This is a genomic window from Antarctobacter sp. (assembly GCF_965277915.1).
Lineage (GTDB): Bacteria > Pseudomonadota > Alphaproteobacteria > Rhodobacterales > Rhodobacteraceae > Antarctobacter.
On sequence record NZ_OZ255849.1, the window covers coordinates 3647491 to 3665327 of the forward strand.

At 65.3% G+C, this 17837-nt stretch carries 18 protein-coding genes; 12 read left to right on the plus strand and 6 right to left on the minus strand.

Going from position 1 to position 17837, the window contains the following annotated elements:
- Positions 1-35: 35 nt before the first annotated feature.
- The 12 genes from ACQY5B_RS18725 (at position 36) to ACQY5B_RS18780 (ending at position 10187) form a co-directional block, all read left to right on the plus strand.
- Entirely contained in the window at positions 36-491 is a 456-nt protein-coding gene (locus tag ACQY5B_RS18725; protein ID WP_069209279.1) for a universal stress protein, read from the plus strand.
- Between the two features lie 94 nt (positions 492-585).
- Positions 586-1149: a NifU family protein gene (locus ACQY5B_RS18730; RefSeq protein WP_305971263.1), complete on the plus strand. Its 564-nt coding sequence runs from the start codon at positions 586-588 to the stop codon at positions 1147-1149.
- 117 nt (positions 1150-1266) lie between these two features.
- Positions 1267-1908 carry a tRNA (adenosine(37)-N6)-threonylcarbamoyltransferase complex dimerization subunit type 1 TsaB gene (gene tsaB, locus ACQY5B_RS18735; protein ID WP_420327963.1) on the plus strand — a complete coding sequence of 214 codons (642 nt, stop codon included), beginning with the start codon at positions 1267-1269 and terminating at the stop codon, positions 1906-1908.
- Positions 1905-2318: a GNAT family N-acetyltransferase gene (locus ACQY5B_RS18740; protein ID WP_305971261.1), complete on the plus strand. Its 414-nt coding sequence runs from the start codon at positions 1905-1907 to the stop codon at positions 2316-2318. Before tsaB ends, ACQY5B_RS18740 begins: the two co-directional genes overlap by 4 nt.
- Positions 2319-2443: 125 nt before the next feature.
- Complete coding sequence (locus tag ACQY5B_RS18745) at positions 2444-3448, plus strand: BMP family lipoprotein (RefSeq protein WP_305971260.1); 1005 nt, start codon at positions 2444-2446, stop codon at positions 3446-3448.
- A gap of 96 nt (positions 3449-3544) precedes the next feature.
- Positions 3545-5161 (plus strand): ABC transporter ATP-binding protein, encoded by a 1617-nt coding sequence (locus ACQY5B_RS18750; RefSeq protein WP_420327962.1) that lies wholly within the window; start codon positions 3545-3547, stop codon positions 5159-5161.
- Between the two features lie 38 nt (positions 5162-5199).
- Positions 5200-6294: an ABC transporter permease gene (locus ACQY5B_RS18755; RefSeq protein WP_305971258.1), complete on the plus strand. Its 1095-nt coding sequence runs from the start codon at positions 5200-5202 to the stop codon at positions 6292-6294.
- Positions 6294-7007 carry a LysE family translocator gene (locus tag ACQY5B_RS18760; protein WP_420327961.1) on the plus strand — a complete coding sequence of 238 codons (714 nt, stop codon included), beginning with the start codon at positions 6294-6296 and terminating at the stop codon, positions 7005-7007. Before ACQY5B_RS18755 ends, ACQY5B_RS18760 begins: the two co-directional genes overlap by 1 nt.
- Positions 6976-8019 (plus strand): ABC transporter permease, encoded by a 1044-nt coding sequence (locus ACQY5B_RS18765; protein WP_305971256.1) that lies wholly within the window; start codon positions 6976-6978, stop codon positions 8017-8019. Before ACQY5B_RS18760 ends, ACQY5B_RS18765 begins: the two co-directional genes overlap by 32 nt.
- A 70-nt stretch (positions 8020-8089) precedes the next feature.
- Positions 8090-9004, plus strand: coding sequence for a sulfite exporter TauE/SafE family protein (locus ACQY5B_RS18770; protein ID WP_420327960.1), 915 nt, complete (start codon positions 8090-8092; stop codon positions 9002-9004).
- The gene (locus tag ACQY5B_RS18775; RefSeq protein ID WP_305971304.1) at positions 9001-9759 is read left to right on the plus strand and encodes a TIGR02186 family protein; all 759 of its coding nucleotides are present in this window, start codon (positions 9001-9003) and stop codon (positions 9757-9759) included. The genes ACQY5B_RS18770 and ACQY5B_RS18775 overlap by 4 nt, the downstream gene beginning before the upstream one ends.
- Positions 9756-10187 (plus strand): acyl-CoA thioesterase, encoded by a 432-nt coding sequence (locus ACQY5B_RS18780; RefSeq protein WP_305971254.1) that lies wholly within the window; start codon positions 9756-9758, stop codon positions 10185-10187. Before ACQY5B_RS18775 ends, ACQY5B_RS18780 begins: the two co-directional genes overlap by 4 nt.
- Before the next feature lie 198 nt (positions 10188-10385).
- Here ACQY5B_RS18780 and uvrC read toward each other — a convergent pair whose 3' ends face one another.
- The 6 genes from uvrC to ACQY5B_RS18810 form a co-directional block, all read right to left on the minus strand.
- Positions 10386-12266, minus strand: a complete 1881-nt coding sequence (uvrC, locus tag ACQY5B_RS18785; RefSeq protein ID WP_420327959.1) for an excinuclease ABC subunit UvrC — start codon at positions 12264-12266, stop codon at positions 10386-10388.
- Positions 12267-12566: 300 nt separating this feature from the next.
- Entirely contained in the window at positions 12567-13358 is a 792-nt protein-coding gene (locus ACQY5B_RS18790; RefSeq protein ID WP_305971252.1) for an SDR family oxidoreductase, read from the minus strand.
- Between the two features lie 11 nt (positions 13359-13369).
- On the minus strand, positions 13370-14317 hold the full coding sequence (locus ACQY5B_RS18795) for a calcium/sodium antiporter (protein WP_420328611.1): 948 nt from the start codon (positions 14315-14317) through the stop codon (positions 13370-13372).
- 1 nt (position 14318) lies between these two features.
- Complete coding sequence (locus ACQY5B_RS18800; RefSeq protein ID WP_420327958.1) at positions 14319-14513, minus strand: hypothetical protein; 195 nt, start codon at positions 14511-14513, stop codon at positions 14319-14321.
- Complete coding sequence (locus tag ACQY5B_RS18805) at positions 14510-15307, minus strand: S49 family peptidase (protein ID WP_420327957.1); 798 nt, start codon at positions 15305-15307, stop codon at positions 14510-14512. Before ACQY5B_RS18805 ends, ACQY5B_RS18800 begins: the two co-directional genes overlap by 4 nt.
- 283 nt (positions 15308-15590) lie before the next feature.
- Positions 15591-17792 carry a primosomal protein N' gene (locus ACQY5B_RS18810; RefSeq protein ID WP_420327956.1) on the minus strand — a complete coding sequence of 734 codons (2202 nt, stop codon included), beginning with the start codon at positions 17790-17792 and terminating at the stop codon, positions 15591-15593.
- Between the last annotated feature and the right edge of the window lie 45 nt (positions 17793-17837).

Here is a 17837-nt window from a genome sequence, read left to right on the forward strand (position 1 = left end):
CCCCTCTGCCACGATCCGCCTCCAGGAGAGACCTTATGCGCAAATTCCTCGTCGTCCTCGATGACAGCCGCGAGTGCCTGAACGCCATGCGTTTCGCGGCCATGCGCGCCGCCAAGTCCGGAGGCGGCGTCGCGATCCTGTCCGTCATCCCCCCGGACGAGTTCAATCACTGGATCGGCGTGGGGGACATCATGCGCGAAGAGGCCCGCGAACGTATCCACGCGCACTTCGAGGTCTTCGCCAAGTGGATGCGCGACAAGCAGGGCGTCGATCCGGAACTGGTGATCCGCGAAGGCGACCCGACGACCGAAATCATCGCACAGGTCCACGACGACCCGGAAATCGGCTTGCTGGTCCTGGGGGCCGCCGCGGACAAGAAGGGCCCCGGCCCGCTGGTTAGCCACATGACCCGCAATTCTGGCGCCTTGCCGGTTCCCGTCACGATCGTGCCGGGGGATCTGTCCAAGGAACGGCTGGAAGCCATCACCTGATTCCCGGCTGGCGCATACTTTAGAACGGTTCCAATCCTTGACGGTCGGCGCATGGAGGCGCATATAGGGAGCAACCAGAAAAGGGTGATCCCAGATGTTCATTCAGACCGAATCGACGCCGAACCCCGCCACGCTCAAGTTCCTGCCCGGCCATACGGTGCTGGAGATGGGGACGGCCGACTTCCCCTCGGCCGAGGCCGCCAGCGCCTCGCCGCTGGCGCAGCGGCTATTCGCCGTCGACGGGGTGGCGGGCGTGTTCTTCGGCAATGACTTCGTGACCGTGACAAAGAACGACGCGACCGACTGGGACCATCTCAAGCCCGCGATCCTGGGCGCGATCATGGAACATTTCCAGTCCGGCCAGCCGGTTATGGCGGATGGTGCCACACAGGCCGGTGGCCACGCCGAGCACGACGGAGCCGATGCCGAGGTCGTGGGCCAGATCAAGGAACTGCTGGACAGCCGCGTGCGACCGGCCGTGGCGCAGGATGGTGGCGACATCACCTTCCACGGGTTCGATCGCGGCGTCGTCTATCTGCACATGCAGGGCGCCTGCGCCGGGTGCCCCTCGTCCACGCTGACGCTGAAGATGGGGATCGAGAACCTGCTGCGCCACTACATCCCCGAGGTGACAGAGGTGCGCCCCGTCGCCGTCTGACCCGCGAACAATGGATCGTGATATGTGTTCACCGCGCCCCTCGGCGCGGTGTTTGCTTTGCAGGTTCTCGTCAGGGCGGGTTTGCAACCCCTGCGCCACGCGGCAATAACCTCTCCCATGATTCTCGGTTTCGACACGTCTTCCGCGCATGTCGGCGCGGCACTGATGGACGGCAGCGGCATTGTCGCCGCCGCGCATGAGGACATGGCGCGCGGTCAGGCCGAGCGCCTGATGCCCCTGCTGGAGGAGGTCCTGGCCCAGGGCGGCGCAAACTGGCAGGACCTGAGCGCCATCGGCGTCGGTATCGGCCCCGGCAATTTCACCGGCGTGCGACTCTCGGTGGCCGCCGCGCGCGGCTTGGCCCTGTCGCTGAACATCCCGGCGGTGGGCGTGAGCCTGCTGGAGGCCGTGGCGCTGGACACCCCGGGCCCGGTGCTCGCCTGCCTGAGTGCCCCGCGCGACCAGGCTTATGTCCAGTCTCAGCGCATTGTGCCGCCGATCCCCGCACAGTTGATCGCCATCTCCGGGATGCCCGACGCCTGGGCGCAATCCGGGCTGACCTGCGTTGGCCCCGCCGCCGCGCTGGTGGCCGAGCATTTGGGCACCAAGGCCGTCCCCGCCCGCCATGCGCCTGCCGAGGCGATCGCGCGTATCGCTGCCACGCGCTGGCAGGACAACCCGGTGCGCCCTGCCCCGCTCTACCTCAAGCCCGCCGATGCCGCACCGTCGCGCGATGCGCCCCCGGTGATCCTGGAATGACGCCCGAGGCACTGGCGGCCTTGGCCGCGCGTGCCTACCGGCACATGAAGCCCTGGACAGCGGCGCAATTCGCCGAAACACTGGCCCGTCCGCATGCCCTGCTGGCCAGCACGGAGCACGCATTTGTCCTCGGCACGGTGATCGTGGACGAGGCCGAAATTCTGGCGCTTGCCGCCGACCCCGACCACCAGCGCCGGGGCGCCGCCAGCCGCGCGCTGCGCCTCTTTCACGCGCAGGCAGTGGAACGGGGCGCGCGGCGGATTTTCCTGGAGGTCGCCAGCGCCAATGCGCCGGCGCGCGCCTTCTATGCCCGCCACGGGTACGGTGAAACCGGTCTGCGCCAGGGGTATTACCCGCGCCCGGACGGCCCGCCGGACGACGCCGTGGTCATGTCGCGCGCACTGCCCTGACGTCACCCGCGCCACCGTGGCGGCGTGGCAAAAACCGGTTGACCCCTCCCGCCCCCTGCGGCTTTGATTGGCCCATCACAAACGGAACGGGTGACTTTTGCACCCGTCACACCAGGGAGCCTCTCATGACCTTCTTTGCCAAGACCCTCGGCACCGTCGCAGCACTGGCGCTGAGCGCCGGCGCCGCGCTGGCCGATCCGGCGCTGATCTACGACCTCGGCGGCAAGTTCGACAAATCCTTCAACGAGGCAGCCTACAACGGCGCGGAACGCTGGGCAGAAGAAACCGGCGGCAGTTATCGTGACATCGAGATCCAGGCCGAAGCCCAGCGTGAGCAGGCTCTGCGCCGCTTTGCCGAAGCCGGCTTCAACCCGGTCGTGACCACCGGCTTCTCCTACGCCTCGCAGATCGCTGCCGTGGCGCCGGACTATCCTGACACCAAGTTCGTGACCATCGACGGCTACGTCGACCCCGAGGCGCATCCGAACGTCCTGTCGATTCTCTTTGCAGAACACCAGGGCAGCTACCTCGTCGGCATGATGGCGGCGATGGCCTCCGAATCCGATACGGTCGGCTTTGTCGGCGGCATGGACATCCCGCTGATCCGCAAGTTCGCCTGCGGCTATGCCCAGGGTGTGCTGGCGGTGAACCCCGACGCGACCGTGATCGCCAACATGACAGGCACCACCCCCGCCGCATGGAACGACCCGGTCAAGGGCTCCGAACTGGCCAAGGCACAGATCAGCCAGGGCGCGGACGTGATCTATGCCGCTGCAGGCGGTACCGGACTGGGCGTGCTGCAAACCGCTGCAGACGAGGGCATCCTGTCGATCGGCGTCGACAGCAACCAGAACTACCTGCACCCCGGCTCGGTCCTGACCTCGATGCTGAAACGCGTCGATGTGGCCGTCTTTGACGCGATGACCGCGGGCGCCGACCTGCAAACCGGCGTGATCGCCCTGGGCCTGGAGAGCAACGGTGTCGGCTATGCATTGGACGACAACAACGCCGACCTCGTCTCGGAAGAGATGAAGGCCGCCGTCGATGCAGCGCGTGAGCAGATCATCGCGGGCGAAGTCACCGTCCACGACTACTCCGAGGACGACAGCTGCCCGGCGCTGGACTTCTGATCCACATCGCCCCGGGCGCCACGCCCGGATGATTGACCCGAGGGGCCGCAAGCCAGCGCGGCCCCTCTCCCTTACGTCCGCGAAAGCCGTCCAGACATGACCGACACCCCCGCCATCGAGCTGAAAGGCATCTCCAAGTCCTTCGGCCCCGTGCAGGCCAACAAGGACATCTCGATCCGAGTGATGCCGGGCACGATCCACGGCATCATCGGCGAGAACGGCGCGGGAAAATCGACCCTGATGTCAATCCTCTACGGGTTTTACAAGGCCGACGCGGGCGAGATCTGGATCAACGGCAACCAGACCCAGATCCCCGACAGCCAGGCCGCGATCGGAGCCGGCATCGGCATGGTCTTCCAGCACTTCAAGCTGGTAAAGAATTTCACCGTCCTCGAAAACGTCATCCTGGGGGCCGAGGACGGCGGCCTTCTGAAACCTTCGCTGGCCAAGGCGCGCGGGGTTCTGAAGCACTTGGCCGAGGAATACGAACTCAACGTCGATCCCGACGCCATGATCCAGGATCTTTCCGTCGGCCACCAGCAACGTGTGGAAATCCTCAAGGCGCTCTACCGCGAAGCAGAAATCCTGATCCTGGACGAACCCACCGGCGTGCTGACCCCGGCAGAGGCCGACCATCTGTTCCGTATCCTCGAAGGGCTGAAGCGTGAGGGCAAGACGATCATCCTGATCACGCACAAGCTGCGCGAAATCATGGAGATCACCGATACCGTCAGCGTCATGCGACGCGGCGAGATGACCGCCACCGTCAAGACCGCCGAGACCTCGCCCGAGGAACTGGCCGAGCTGATGGTGGGCCGCAAGGTGCTGTTGCGGGTCGACAAGACGCCCGCCAAGCCCGGAAAGTCCGTTCTGGAGGTCGAAGACCTGCGCCATACCGATAGCGCCGGGGTCGAACGGCTCAAGGGCATCTCGCTCAAGGTGCAGGCCGGTGAGATCCTCGGCATCGCGGGCGTGTCTGGCAATGGCCAGTCAGAGCTGCTGCAGGTTCTGGGCGGGATGAAGACCGCCACCGGCACCGTGCGCGTCAACGGAGAGGAGATCGACCTCACCGGGCGCTATTCGGACGGCCAGTCGCGGCGGGCGCGCGGCATCAGCCATGTCCCCGAGGACCGACAGCACGAAGGGCTTATCATGCCCTACACCGCCTGGGAAAACGTCGCCTTCGGGTATCACCACGATCCGAAATACCAGAAGAACGCGCTGATGATGGACAATGCCGCCATCAAGCGCGACGCCGAGGGCAAGATCGAACGCTTCGACGTGCGCCCGCCGAATGCCAATCTCGCCGCCCGCAACTTTTCCGGCGGCAACCAGCAAAAGATCGTCCTGGCGCGTGAGATCGAGCGCAATCCCGACATCCTGCTGGTGGGGCAGCCAACCCGGGGTGTCGACATCGGCGCCATCGAGTTCATCCACCAGCAGATCGTCGCCCTGCGCGACCAGGGCAAGGCGATCCTGCTGGTCTCGGTCGAGCTGGACGAGATCCTGTCGCTCTCGGACCGGGTCGCGGTGATGTTCGACGGGCAGATCATGGGCGAACGCATGCCGTCAGAGACCAACCAGACCGAGCTGGGCCTTCTCATGGCCGGGGTGACCGAGATGCCCGACAAGGACAAGCCGCTGATCAAGGTGGTGGACGAACAACTGGAAGCACAGGAAAAGCGGGAGGCAAGCCGGCATGGCAAAAGCTGATCGTCGCGTGAAACCGTTTTTTCCGGAGGAGCCGCAGAATGGATAAGATGCCCGGCTGGGCCGACGCGGTGCTCGTGCCCCTGATTTCCATTCTTCTGGCCTCGCTGATCTCGGCGCTGGTGATCCTTGCCATCGGGCACAACCCGGTCGAGGCCTTCTCGATCATGGTCAAGGAAAGCCTGACCTCATCGCGCGGGATCGGCAATACACTGTATTACACCACGAATTTCATCTTCACCGGCCTTGCCGTAGCGGTCGCTTTTCACGCGCGGATGTTCAACATCGGTGGCGAAGGCCAGGTGCTGCTGGGTGGGCTGGGCGTGGCGTTGGTCTGTCTCTACGTGCCCTGGCCACACTGGACGCTGGCACTGGTTGGGGCGACGGTGGCGGCAGGCGTCTTCGGGGCGGCCTGGGCACTGATCCCCGCCTACCTGCAGGCGAAACGCGGCAGCCATATCGTCATCACCACGATCATGTTCAACTTCATCGCCGCGGCGGTGCTGAACTACGTCCTCGTCAACATGCTGCGCCCGCGCGGCGCGATGGAACCGGCCTCCGGCCCGTTCCCAGAGCCCACCCACCTGCCCACCTTCCAGGAGATGTTCTCGACCGCCGACACGGTCCTGTTCCGTTCGGCCCCGGTCAATGTCTCCTTCTTCCTGGCCGTACTGGCCTGTTTTGCCGTCTGGCTGCTGATCTGGCGCACGCGGCTGGGTTATCAGATCCGCGCCTTCGGCCATTCCGAGAGCGCGGCACGCTACGCAGGCATCTCGCCGGTCCGGATCACGGTCATCGCCATGCTGATCTCGGGCGGGCTTGCCGGGATGATGGCACTGAACGCCACGATGGGAGAGGCCGAACGGCTGGTCCTGAACGCCTCCGAAGGCGCGGGTTTCATCGGCATCGCCGTGGCGCTCATGGGGCGTTCGCACCCCTTCGGCATCTTCATGGCGGCGCTGCTCTTCGGCTTTCTCTACCAGGGCGGGCTGGAACTGGCCTTCTGGACCGGCATCCCGCAACAGCTGATCACGGTGATCCAGGCGCTGGTGATCCTCTTTACCGGGGCGCTGGACAACATGGTGCGGATGCCGCTGGAAAAACTCTTTCTCGCCCTGCGCAAGGGCAAGGCCTGATGCTGACCGACCACCTGCCCTCGCTCATGATCGCCTGGGGTGTGCACGCACTGGCACTGGCCTCTCCGGGGGCAAACGTGCTGGCGGTGATCGGCACCGCGATGGGCACAGGCAGACGGCAGGCCCTTGCGATGAGCGCGGGGATCGTGACCGGTTCGATCCTCATGGCCTCGGGCGCCATCGCCGGCCTTGGCGCTTTGATCCTGACATGGTCCCATGCCGTGACGCTGATCAAGATCCTGGGCGCGGGCTACCTGGCCTGGCTCGGCTACAAGTCGCTGCGCTCTGCGGCCACCCCGGGACAAGCACCGCCCGTGACGAGGCTGAACGGCAGTCCCGCCCGCCTCTACCGGCGCGGCCTCTTGCTTCAGGTCAGCAATCCCAAGGCCATTCTTGCCTATCTGGCCATCGTCACGCTGGCCTTGGGCGGCACCGCCCCCTGGCCGGTCGCGGTGCTCTTTGTCCTTGGCGCCGCCCTGAACTCGGCATTGATCCACGCGCTCTACGCGCTGACCTTCTCGACCCGCCCGATGGTCGCGCTTTACCTGCGCGCCCGGCGTGCCATCGACGGGGCGCTTGGCGCGTTCTTCTGTTTTGCCGCCCTTCGCCTGGCGCTGGCACGCCCATGCCCAGGTTTCCCGCCCATCCGCCCTCCCTCGAACCAAGAGGCTGACACCGCACATGGATCTCGCCACGCTCATCCCGGTCCTTGAATCGACCATCCGCCTGTCGACCCCGCTGCTGCTGGCCTGTCTGGCCGGGCTCTTTTCGGAGCGTGCGGGCATCTTTGACATCGGGCTGGAGGGCAAGATGCTGATCGCGGCCTTCTTTTCCGCCGCGGTGGCCTACCTGGCCGTGACCAACGAGACATGGACCCTGCATCTGCCATTGACCGACGCGAGCATTGGCCTGACCTGGCTCCGGTCCTTGCTGCCGCCGGTCGGCTGGGGACTTCTGGCCGGCATTGCCGCGTCGATGGCGCTCTCGGCGATCCACGGCCTGGCCTCGATCACCTTCCGGGGCAACCAGTTGATCTCGGGGGTGGCGCTGAATTTTCTCGCCTCCGGCCTGACCGTGCTGATCGCGCAAAGCTGGTTTCGGCAGGGGGGCAAGACACCGACGCTGACCGGCGATGCACGGCTGTCGGAATGGCATCTGCCCTTTGCCGACAGCCTGCGCGACGTGCCGGTCCTGGGGCCGATCTATTCCGATCTCCTGTCCGGGCACGCACCGCTGGTCTACCTGGCCTTCGCGCTGGTGCCCGCGACATGGTGGGTGCTGTTCCGCACCCGTTTCGGCCTGCGCCTGCGCGCGGTAGGTGAGGCGCCCGAAGCCGTGGACACCGCAGGTGTCTCGGTCGTCGGGCTGCGGTTTGCCGCAGTCGCCATCTGCGGGGTTCTCTGCGGGATCGCCGGCGCCTACATGGCCACCGGGCTACAGCCCTTCTTTGGCAAGGAAATGACCGCGGGCCGCGGCTATATCGCGCTTGCCGCGCTGATCTTCTCGAAATGGCGCCCTTGGTACGCGCTTGGCGCCTGCCTGCTGTTCGGCTTCCTGCAGGCGGTTGCGCTGCGCTTTCAGAACATCGACCTGGGCGCCTTCACCGTGCCCGTGCAGGTCATGGATGCCCTGCCCTATATCCTGACGGTCGTGATCCTCGCCGGCTTCGTCGGCAAGGCCATCCCGCCCCGGGCCGGAGGAGAGCCCTACGTCAAGGAAAGATAGGCCCGCAAAGGTCCCGGCGCGGACCCATGCTGCACTTGCATAACCCCATGACATGGGACTAGCTTTGCGCATGCAAATCTACCTCCCCATTGCCGAGGTTTCGGTCAACGTCTTCGTCCTTCTCGGCCTTGGCGGGCTGGTGGGTATCCTGTCGGGCATGTTCGGCGTCGGCGGCGGCTTTTTGATGACGCCGCTGCTGTTCTTCATCGGCGTTCCCCCCGCCGTGGCCGTGGCCACCGGCGCCAACCAGATCGTTGCCTCCTCGGTCTCGGGGCTGATGGCCCATCTGAAACGAAGAACCGTCGACCTGCGCATGGGGACGGTCCTCCTCATAGGCGGGCTGATAGGTGCCGCCTTGGGCGTGGTGCTCTTCAACTATCTGAAATCTCTGGGCCAGGTCGATCTGCTGATCAACCTCTGCTACGTCGTCTTCCTGGGCATCATCGGCGCCCTGATGTTCGTCGAAAGCCTCAACGCGCTGCGCAAGTCGCGTCGGGGCGTCGCGCCGAAACGGAAAAAGCACAACTGGGTACATGCCCTGCCCATCAAGATGCGTTTTCGCACCTCGGGGCTTTATATCTCGGTGATCCCGCCGATCATGGTCGGCCTCTCGGTCGGGGTTCTGGCGGCGATCATGGGCGTGGGTGGCGGCTTCATCATGGTGCCCGCCATGATCTACCTGCTCAACATGCCGACCAAGGTGGTGATCGGCACATCGCTTTTCCAGATCATCTTCGTCACCGGCTTTACCACGGTGATGCATGCCACCACGAACTACACCGTGGACGTGGTTCTGGCGGTGCTCCTGCTGATCGGTGGCGTGCTCGGCGCGCAGGCCGGCACCGCCATCGGGATGCGCCTGAAGGCTGAACAGCTGCGCATCCTGCTGGCCGGGTTGGTGCTGCTTGTCTGCGGCAAGCTCGCGCTCGACCTGCTGCTGACCCCGTCCGAACTATACGTCCTGTCCCCCGCGGGGAGCCACTGATGCGCCTGCTGCTGCTTCTTCTTCTGGTTCTCGCCCTGCCTGCCCGGGCGGAACAGGTGGTGCTGGGCCTCAGCAAGGAGATCGTCCAGATCTCCACCGATTTCGACGGGTCCGACATCCTGATCTTCGGCGCGATCAAGCGCGAAGCCCCGATCCAAGAAGAACCTCTGCAGGTCATCGTCGCCGTTGCCGGCCCGCAGCAGCCGGTCACGGTCTGGCGCAAGGCGCGCCGCTTCGGCATCTGGGTCAATGCCCACGCAGTCGAGGTCGACGCCGCCCCCAGCTTCTACGCCATCGCCACCTCGGCCCCCTGGGCGCAGGTGATCACGGAAACCGAAGACCTCCGCCACAAGGTCTCCATTCCCCGCGCCATCCGCTCCGTCGGCGCGCCGATGGACGTCCCCGACGCGCAAAGCTTTACAGAGGCGGTGATCCGCATCCGCACCGACGAAGGCACCTACCAGTTGCTGGAAGACACGGTGACGGTCCGGGAACAGACGCTGTTCGACACCGCCATCTCTATGCCCGCCAACCTGACAGAGGGCAGCTATCCCACGCGCATCTTCCTGACCCGCGGCGGCAGGGTCATCAGCTCCTACGAGACGGAAATCGAGGTGCGCAAGGTTGGCCTCGAACGCTGGCTCTACTCGTTGTCCCGCCAACAACCCTTCATCTATGGGCTGATGTCGCTCTTCATCGCCATCGCCGCGGGCTGGGGCGCCTCCACCGCCTTCCGGATCCTGAGGTCACAATGACACGCACGCCCCCGGGCACCCGCGCGGACTACCGCGCCTTTCGCAGTCTGCCCACCCGGTGGATGGACAACGACGAATATGGCCACATGAACAACGCCACCTATCTGTCCTTCTTCGACACGGGCATCAGCCTCTGGCAAATGGACAATGGCATCAATATCCGCGGACCCAGGGCGCTCCGTCTGCTGACTGTGGAAACCGGGTGTCGCTACCATTCCGAAATCGGCTTTCCCGACCTGGTCCATGCCGGATTGCGCATCGGACACCTCGGCACCTCATCGGTCCGCTTCGAGGTCGGCCTGTTTCGCAACGAGGCGGACACTGCCAGCGCCGAGGGCTTCTTTACCCAAGTCCTGACCGGCGGCGATGGCCGCCCGACACCCATCCCCGAGACGATCCGCGCCGCATTCGATACCCTGCGCGGCTGAGAGGGCCGGACGGCGGGCCAGCCCCCCGCCCCCCCCCGGAGTATTTTCAGCCCAAAGAAACAGCGGGCACAGGCTCATGGCTTCTTTGGGCGACAAATACTCGAGGGATGAATGTGCAAGGCACAGAGGGGCAGCGCCCCTCACCGGCTTGCGGCCACGCAAGCTGAACCAGTCACGCCGGGAGGCGTGCCAATTGGATTACGCCTTCTCGTTGAAATGGGCGTAGATGCGTTCCGCAAGCGCACCGCTTACCCCGTCCACCGCCTTGAGGTCGGCAAGGTTGGCACGCGACACTGCCTTGGCAGAGCCGAAATGCGCCAGCAGCGCTCGTTTGCGGGCCGCGCCGACGCCCGGCACCTCGTCCAGCGGGTTGGCCATTTGGGATTTGGCCCGCTTCGCGCGGTGCGTGCCGATGGCAAAACGGTGTGCCTCGTCGCGCAGGCGCTGCACGAAGTAGAGCACCGGATCGTTGTGGCGCAGCGCAAAGGGGCGTTGGCCGGGGCGGTGGAACTCCTCCTTGCCGGCATCGCGGTCGATCCCCTTGGCGACACCGACAAAGGGCAGGTCGTCGACCCCGTGTTCCGCCATGATCTCGGCAACCGCGCTGACCTGCCCGGCGCCTCCGTCGATCAGCATCAGGTCCGGCCACAGCCCCTTGTCCCGGTCGGGATCCTCCTTCTGCAAACGTGTCAGGCGCCGCCTGAGGACCTCCTTCATCATGCCGAAGTCATCGCCGGGCACGAGTTCGTCCCCCTTGATGTTGAACTTGCGGTACTGGTTCTTCATGTAGCCGTCCGGCCCAGCGACGATCATGGCACCCACCGCGTTCGTGCCCTGGATGTGGCTGTTGTCATAGACCTCCACCCGCTGCGGCGGCGCGTCGAGGCTGAAGGCCTCGGCCAGTCCGCGCAACAGCTTGGCCTGCGTGGCCGTTTCGGCCATCTTGCGGCCCAGGCTCTCCTTGGCGTTGCGCAGGGCGCCTTCGACCAGTTCGGCCTTTTCGCCCCGCTGCGGCACCGCGATCTCGACCTTGCGCCCCAGTTTGTCGGTCAGCGCCTCTCGCATCAGGTCCTCGTCCTCGATCCCGTGCGACAACAGAACCAGCCGCGCCGGCTCCTTCTGGTCGTAGAACTGGCCCAGGAAAGCCTCCATGACTTCCGCGGCGCCCACGTCCTCGCCCACGCGGGGATAGAAATCGCGGTTGCCCCAGTTCTGGTTGGCCCGGATGAAGAAGACCTGCACACAGGCCTGCCCGTTCTCCAGGTAAAGCGCGATCACATCGGCCTCGGCGGTGGTCTGCGGGTTGATCCCCTGCGCCGTCTGGACCTGTGTCAGGGCCCGGATGCGGTCGCGCAGCGCGGCGGCGCGTTCGAATTCCATCGCCTCCGAGGCCTCGGCCATCTGGGATTTCAACCGCTCCTGCACCTCTGTCGACTTGCCGGAAAGATACCGCTGCGCATCCTTCACGCTGCGGGCATAGTCCTCTTCCGAGATCTTGCCGACACAGGGCGCGGTGCAACGCTTGATCTGGTACTGCAGGCAGGGACGGGTGCGTGTCTCGAACATGCTGTCCGTGCAGTTGCGCAGCAGGAAGGCTTTCTGCAGCTGGTTCAGCACCCTGTTCACCGCGCCGGCGCTGGCGAAGGGGCCGTAATAGGCCCCTTTTTCCTTCTTGGCGCCCCGATGCTTCTTGATCATCGGATAGGGATGGTCCGTCACCAGGATGTTGGGAAACGACTTGTCATCCCTCAGCAGCACGTTGAACTTGGGCTTGAGCTGCTTGATCAGGTTCTGTTCCAGCAACAGCGCCTCGGTCTCGGTCCGGGTCGTGAGGAACATCATCGACGTGGTTTCCGAGATCATGCGGGCGATGCGCCGGGAATGTCCCGTGGGCCGGGCATAGCTCGACACGCGCGCCTTGAGATTGCGCGCCTTGCCGACGTAGAGCACCCGGCTCTGCTCATCCAGCATGCGGTAGACACCGGGCGAGGAGTCCAGCGTCTTCAGGTATCCGTGGATGATCTCGTGGCCCTTTGGCACGCGGCCCTGCTCCCCGTTCTGCTCACTCGATGGCGGCATTCTTGCACCCATGTGAAACGCGCGATTCCTTACTTGTGCTGCAATGCAACGACGGCCGATTCAAGTGGTTAAACATCCACCGAATATGTGGATAAGTCTGCGGGCAAAATCCGGGCAGGTCGATTTTTCCCTTGTCTACCGCCCACTTCGCCCCGATGCCCATTTTTTAGGCATCAATGCAAGCTATTGATTTCATGAACTAAAAAAGTGCCCTCGTTGCAAGTCATTGAGACCATTCACCTTTTCGTAACGCTTTTGTTAAGGCTTTATGACCCGTGCACAACTCTGGGGCGCATCCCCCTATTCGACGCCGACAACGTCCGGTGTCCGCCACCCCAGGTGCTGGCCGCCATCGATGCAGAACAGCTGCCCAGTGACGGTTTTCGCCCCCAGAAGGTAGGTCAGCGCAGCGGTGATATCCTCGGGGTCGGCGCCACGTTCCAACACTGTCGATGCCCTCTGGCGGGCAAAGGCCCCGGCATCCTGCCGACCACCCTGCAGGGTTGGCCCGGGGCCGATACCGTTGACCCGAACGCGCGGCGCCAGTGCCTGCGCCGCCGTTTGCGTCAGCGTCCAGAGCGCGGATTTCGCCAAGGTGTAGCTTGTGAACTCGGGCGTCAGCTTGCGCACCCGCTGGTCGATCATGTTGACCACCAGCCCCCGCGCCACCGGTTCCCCCCGCGCATCCCGCGCAGGATCGGGAACCTGGGATGCCAGTGCCTGGATCAGCACGAAAGGCGCGCGCAGGTTGCTTTCGAAATGCCGGTCCCAGCTTTGCCGCGTGGCGCTGTCGATGTCGTCATATTCAAAGATCGAGGCATTGTTCACCAGCACCGTCATCGGACCGCCCAAGGCCTCTGCCGCGCGCGGCAGCAACGCCTGTGCCTGCGTCTCGTCCAGCAGATCCGCCTGGAGAGCCACGGCCTGTCCGCCCCGCGCAGAGATCCCGTCAACGACCTCCTGTGCCGCGGCCTCGGACCCCGCGTAGTGCACCGCCACGGCATAGCCTTGCGCGGCCAATGTCTCGGCCATGGCCCGGCCCAGCCTCCGTCCCGCGCCTGTCACCAGTGCGCGCCCTTTCACCTCACCCATAGGGTCCTCCGTCACAGCAATACGACTGTGACATAGCCCAGATAAAGCGCCGACAAGACAACGCCCCAGATCCGCCCAAGGTCGCGCCCGAAAAAGACAAAGGGCAGAAGCAGCAGCGAGGCCCCCAACATCACCCAGAAGTCGAACTGGAGGAACCCCGGCCCGACATGGATCGGCGCGATCAACGAGGCGACCCCGATGATGGCCAGAAGGTTGAAAAGGTTCGATCCGATCACGTTGCCGATGGCCACGTCGGCCTGACGGCGGATCGCGGCCATGACCGTTGTCGCCAGTTCCGGCAAGGACGTCCCCAGCGCCACCAACGTCAGCCCGATCACCGCATCCGGCACGCCGAACATGCGGGCGATCTCCTCGGCACTGTCGACCAGAAGATCGGCACCCAACGGCAAGCCGATCAGGCCCAGCGCGAGGAACAGGCCGATCCGCCACCAGGGCATGTCGGGATCGGCGCCTTCGGGCTCTTCCAGCTCTTCATCAGCCCGGCCTTCGGCGCGGTGGCGCAGCGCTGTGCGCATCTGACTCCCGAGGATGGTGACCAGCAGAGCCAGAAGGATCAGGCCGGCGATCCAGTCAAAGACACCGCGAAAGCCCAGCGCGATGAAGACAAGCGTGCCGCCCATCATCTGCAGATAGCTTTTGCGTGTGTCACACTGACTGGTGTGCATGACCGTGATCAGCCCCGGCACCCCCAAGACCAGCAACACGTTCGCCGTGTTCGACCCCACCACGTTGCCCAGCGCGATGCCCGGCGCATCATCCAGCGCCGCCTTGATCGAAATCAGCAGCTCTGGAGCAGAGGTGCCGAAGGCGACGATGGTCAGGCTGACGATCAGGGCCGGGATGCCAACCCGCAAGGAGAGATTCACCGCCCCCTTGACCAGCGCGTCCCCCGCCAGAAGCAGGATCAGCAGACCAAGAACCGCGTAGACGTAGACCATCTCAGTTGCCACCCTTTCGACAGTCGCAAGGCCCCTTGCCGATGCGGTAGCGACCGCATTTCGGGCATTTCGTTGCGTTCAGGCGGGCGCGGTCGCGCAGCTGGCCCAGCTGCTTTGCGCCGGGAATCCGCAGTTTTCCGAAAAACCCCAGAACCGCGATGAACACCAGGAAGAGGGCGACGATCTTGACGATCAAGACAGGCCAAACCGCGCGTAGTCCGCGCGTTCCTCGATTTCGCCCAGCGCGCCCTGAACCGCCTGCGCGCCAAGGCGCGGCAGCAGGGGCTTGCGCGCCTCGAAACGCTTGAACCGGGTCTTGTCGCCAAAGCGCTCCTTCATCAGCGGCACAAGGTGGCCGATGCCGTCAGCCAGCCCCTCGTCCACTGCCGCCTGACCGATCCAGACCTCACCGGTATACAGATCCGGGTTCTCGGTCAGCTTGTCGCCGCGACGGGTTTTCACATGGCCGATAAAGGTCTGGTGCAGCTGCTCCAGCAGGCGGTTCAGACGGGCCACGTCCTCTTCCTTTTCAGGTTGGAACGGGTCCATCATGCTCTTGGACTTGCCGGCCGTGTGGACCCGCCGTTCGATCCCCTGCCGCTGCAGGAACACCGGCAGACCGAACCCGGCAGAGATCACCCCGATCGAGCCGAGGATCGAGCTGGGGTCGGCCCATATCTCGTCGGCCGCGCTGGCGATCCAGTAACCGCCAGAGGCCGCCACGTCCTCGACAAAGGCCAGCACGGGCACATCGTGTTCATCGGCCAGCCTGCGGATACGGGACCCGATCAGGGAACTTTGCACCGGCGAGCCGCCGGGCGAATTGATTTCCAGCGCCACCGCATCAGGCTTCGACTTGAATGCCTTCTCCAACATTGACGCGACCGAGCGGTCCGAGATGCTCGACCGTCCAGGCACGCCGATGGCGCCCTGCAGGCGCACGACGGAGACCCGCGGGACGGATTTCAGGAAGGGAACCCAACGTCTCATGGCGTGGCATGTAGAGACGGGTCGGCGGACAAACAAGACAGACACAGAAAAGACGCCGCGTTGTGGTGCTTTTGCCTCTGGCGGCGCACGGTGTTGCAAACGGGCCGGCATTGATCGCGCCCAAGGGCGAGTTGCGGGAAGATGCGGTCAAAGTAGCCTACCGTGTCGCCAAAAACGTATCGACGAATTCGTCCCGGCCCGGGGCATCGGCGACAAGCCCCTGTCCCAAGAATTGTCCCTCACCATGCCTGGCACAAGCCCGACGACAAGCGCCCCCGTCCCGTCAGAAAAAACTCTGCGGGTCGATATCAATGGCCAGCCGCATGTCACCGGTCAGTCGCACCTGCGCGACCCAGTCCGCCAAGGCCCCCTGCAGGGCCACGTTCTTGGGCGCCTTGACCAGCAGCCGCACCCGGTGCCGCCCCTTGACCCGAGCGATGGGCGCGGGCGCCGGTCCCCAGACTTCGGCCCCCACCTGCCGTAGCGCCCCGTCGTTGCGGGCCAGGAAATTGCCAAGGTCGAACACCTTGGCCATGTCGCCGCCCGACAGGATGATCCCCGCCAGGCGGCCGAAGGGCGGCATGCCCGCCAGGCGCCGCTCGTCCGCCTCCGCCGACCAGAAGGCCTCTTCGTCGCCCGCGAGGATCGCCCGGATCACCGGGTGTTCGGGCTGGTAGGTCTGCAAGAGCGCCACACCCGGCTTGTCCGCCCGGCCCGCGCGCCCCGCAACCTGCCGCATCAGCTGAAAGGTCCGTTCGGCGGCGCGCAGATCCGATCCCTGCAGGCCCAGATCCGCGTCGATCACGCCCACCAGCGTCAGAAGCGGAAAGTTGTGCCCCTTGGCCACCAGTTGTGTGCCGATGATGATATCGGCCCCGCCCTCGGCAATCGCCGCCACCTGTTCCTTCAACTCGCGCGCAGTCCCGAAAAGATCCGAGGACAGCACCGCGATCCGCGCCTCGGGGAACAGTGCCGCCGCTTCCTCGGCCAGACGTTCCACTCCCGGGCCAACCGCGGCCAGCTTGCCCTCGACCTCGCAGGAGGGGCAGACCTCGGGGATGGGCATGCTCTCGCCACACTGGTGACAGACCAGCCGTTTCAGAAAGCGGTGTTCGACCATGCGCGCATCGCAATGCGGACAGCCGATCTGCTCACCACAGGCCCGGCACAATGTCACCGGCGCATAACCCCGCCGGTTGATGAACAACAGCGCCTGCTCTCCCTTCTCCAGCCGCAGGTTCACCGACCGTTGCAGCGTGCCGGAAATCCACCGCCCTGCGGGCAGTTTCTCTGCCCGCATGTCCAGCGTCCGCATCTCGGGCAGGATGGCGGGGCCAAAGCGGGAGGTCAGCACCAGCCGCTTGTACTTGCCCGCATCCGCATTGGCCCAGCTTTCCAGCGAGGGCGTGGCCGAGGCCAGCACCACCTGGCAGCCCAGGATCGATGCCCGTAGCACCGCCATGTCGCGGGCATTGTAAAGAACCCCGTCCTCCTGCTTGTAGGAGGTGTCATGCTCTTCATCGACCACGATCAGCCCAAGGCTCCGGAACGGCAGGAACAGGGCCGAGCGCGCGCCCACGACCACCTGGCAGCCGCCCTCGCCCACCATGCGCCAGACCCGCCGGCGTTCCGTCATGGTGACACCGGAATGCCACTCTGCGGGGCGCGCGCCGAACCGCGCTTCGACCCGGGTCAGGAACTCCGCCGAAAGCGCGATTTCGGGCAAGAGCACCAGCGCCTGCCGCCCCGCCCGCAGGCATTCCGCAACCGCCTCCAGATAGACCTCGGTCTTGCCCGAGCCGGTCACCCCCTTCAACAGCACGGTTTCGTAGCCCGCGGCCCGCTGCCCCTCGCGCAGCACATCCGCCGCGCTGGCCTGATCCTCGGTCAGGTCCTTGCCGCCATACCCCGGGTCGAGCCGGGGGAAGGCCGTGTCGCGCGGCGTGTCCTCTTCCCGGATGGCACCGCTCTTGACCAAACCCTTGACCACCGACGAGGTCACGCCCGCAGCCTCGGAGAGTTCCTTGAGCGTCAGGGACAGCCCGCCCATTTCGCGCGCGGCGTCCAGGACACGCGTCCGGGCGTCCGTCATGCGCGGCGGCTCTCCTTCGCCCAAACGATAGACCTTGCGCATGGAAGGCGGGTCGCCCAGACCCGGCGCCCGCGTCGCCAGCCGCAACATGGCCGGCAGGGGCGTCAGCGTGTAGGCGGCGGCCTTCTCGATGAAGGCCCGCAACTCGTCCCGCATGGGCGCCACGTCCAGCACGCGGTTCACGGCGCGGATTTTAGACGCGTCGAAATCCCCCCGCCCCGGCCCCCAGACCACGCCCATGACCTTGCGCGGGCCCAGCGGCACCTCGACAAAGGCACCGCGCCAACACCCGCCCTCGGGCGCGCGGTAATCCAGCACCCGATCCAGCGGTTGCGTGGTCAGCACCCCGACAAGGGTGCCCGCCTCAAAGAATTCCGGGGTAGTGATCGGCATGCAAAAGGGGTAAATCGCGGAGCAGGAAAGGCCAAGCCATCAAGG

Coding starts and splice junctions, on each gene's coding strand:
- ACQY5B_RS18725 (WP_069209279.1), top strand. CDS start 36: ATGCGCAAATTCCTCGTCGTCCTCGATGACAGCCGCGAGTGCCTGAAC.
- ACQY5B_RS18730 (WP_305971263.1), top strand. CDS start 586: ATGTTCATTCAGACCGAATCGACGCCGAACCCCGCCACGCTCAAGTTC.
- tsaB (WP_420327963.1), top strand. CDS start 1,267: ATGATTCTCGGTTTCGACACGTCTTCCGCGCATGTCGGCGCGGCACTG.
- ACQY5B_RS18740 (WP_305971261.1), top strand. CDS start 1,905: ATGACGCCCGAGGCACTGGCGGCCTTGGCCGCGCGTGCCTACCGGCAC.
- ACQY5B_RS18745 (WP_305971260.1), top strand. CDS start 2,444: ATGACCTTCTTTGCCAAGACCCTCGGCACCGTCGCAGCACTGGCGCTG.
- ACQY5B_RS18750 (WP_420327962.1), top strand. CDS start 3,545: ATGACCGACACCCCCGCCATCGAGCTGAAAGGCATCTCCAAGTCCTTC.
- ACQY5B_RS18755 (WP_305971258.1), top strand. CDS start 5,200: ATGGATAAGATGCCCGGCTGGGCCGACGCGGTGCTCGTGCCCCTGATT.
- ACQY5B_RS18760 (WP_420327961.1), top strand. CDS start 6,294: ATGCTGACCGACCACCTGCCCTCGCTCATGATCGCCTGGGGTGTGCAC.
- ACQY5B_RS18765 (WP_305971256.1), top strand. CDS start 6,976: ATGGATCTCGCCACGCTCATCCCGGTCCTTGAATCGACCATCCGCCTG.
- ACQY5B_RS18770 (WP_420327960.1), top strand. CDS start 8,090: ATGCAAATCTACCTCCCCATTGCCGAGGTTTCGGTCAACGTCTTCGTC.
- ACQY5B_RS18780 (WP_305971254.1), top strand. CDS start 9,756: ATGACACGCACGCCCCCGGGCACCCGCGCGGACTACCGCGCCTTTCGC.
- uvrC (WP_420327959.1), bottom strand. CDS start 12,266: ATGCCGCCATCGAGTGAGCAGAACGGGGAGCAGGGCCGCGTGCCAAAG.
- ACQY5B_RS18790 (WP_305971252.1), bottom strand. CDS start 13,358: ATGGGTGAGGTGAAAGGGCGCGCACTGGTGACAGGCGCGGGACGGAGG.
- ACQY5B_RS18795 (WP_420328611.1), bottom strand. CDS start 14,317: ATGGTCTACGTCTACGCGGTTCTTGGTCTGCTGATCCTGCTTCTGGCG.
- ACQY5B_RS18805 (WP_420327957.1), bottom strand. CDS start 15,307: ATGAGACGTTGGGTTCCCTTCCTGAAATCCGTCCCGCGGGTCTCCGTC.
- ACQY5B_RS18810 (WP_420327956.1), bottom strand. CDS start 17,792: ATGCCGATCACTACCCCGGAATTCTTTGAGGCGGGCACCCTTGTCGGG.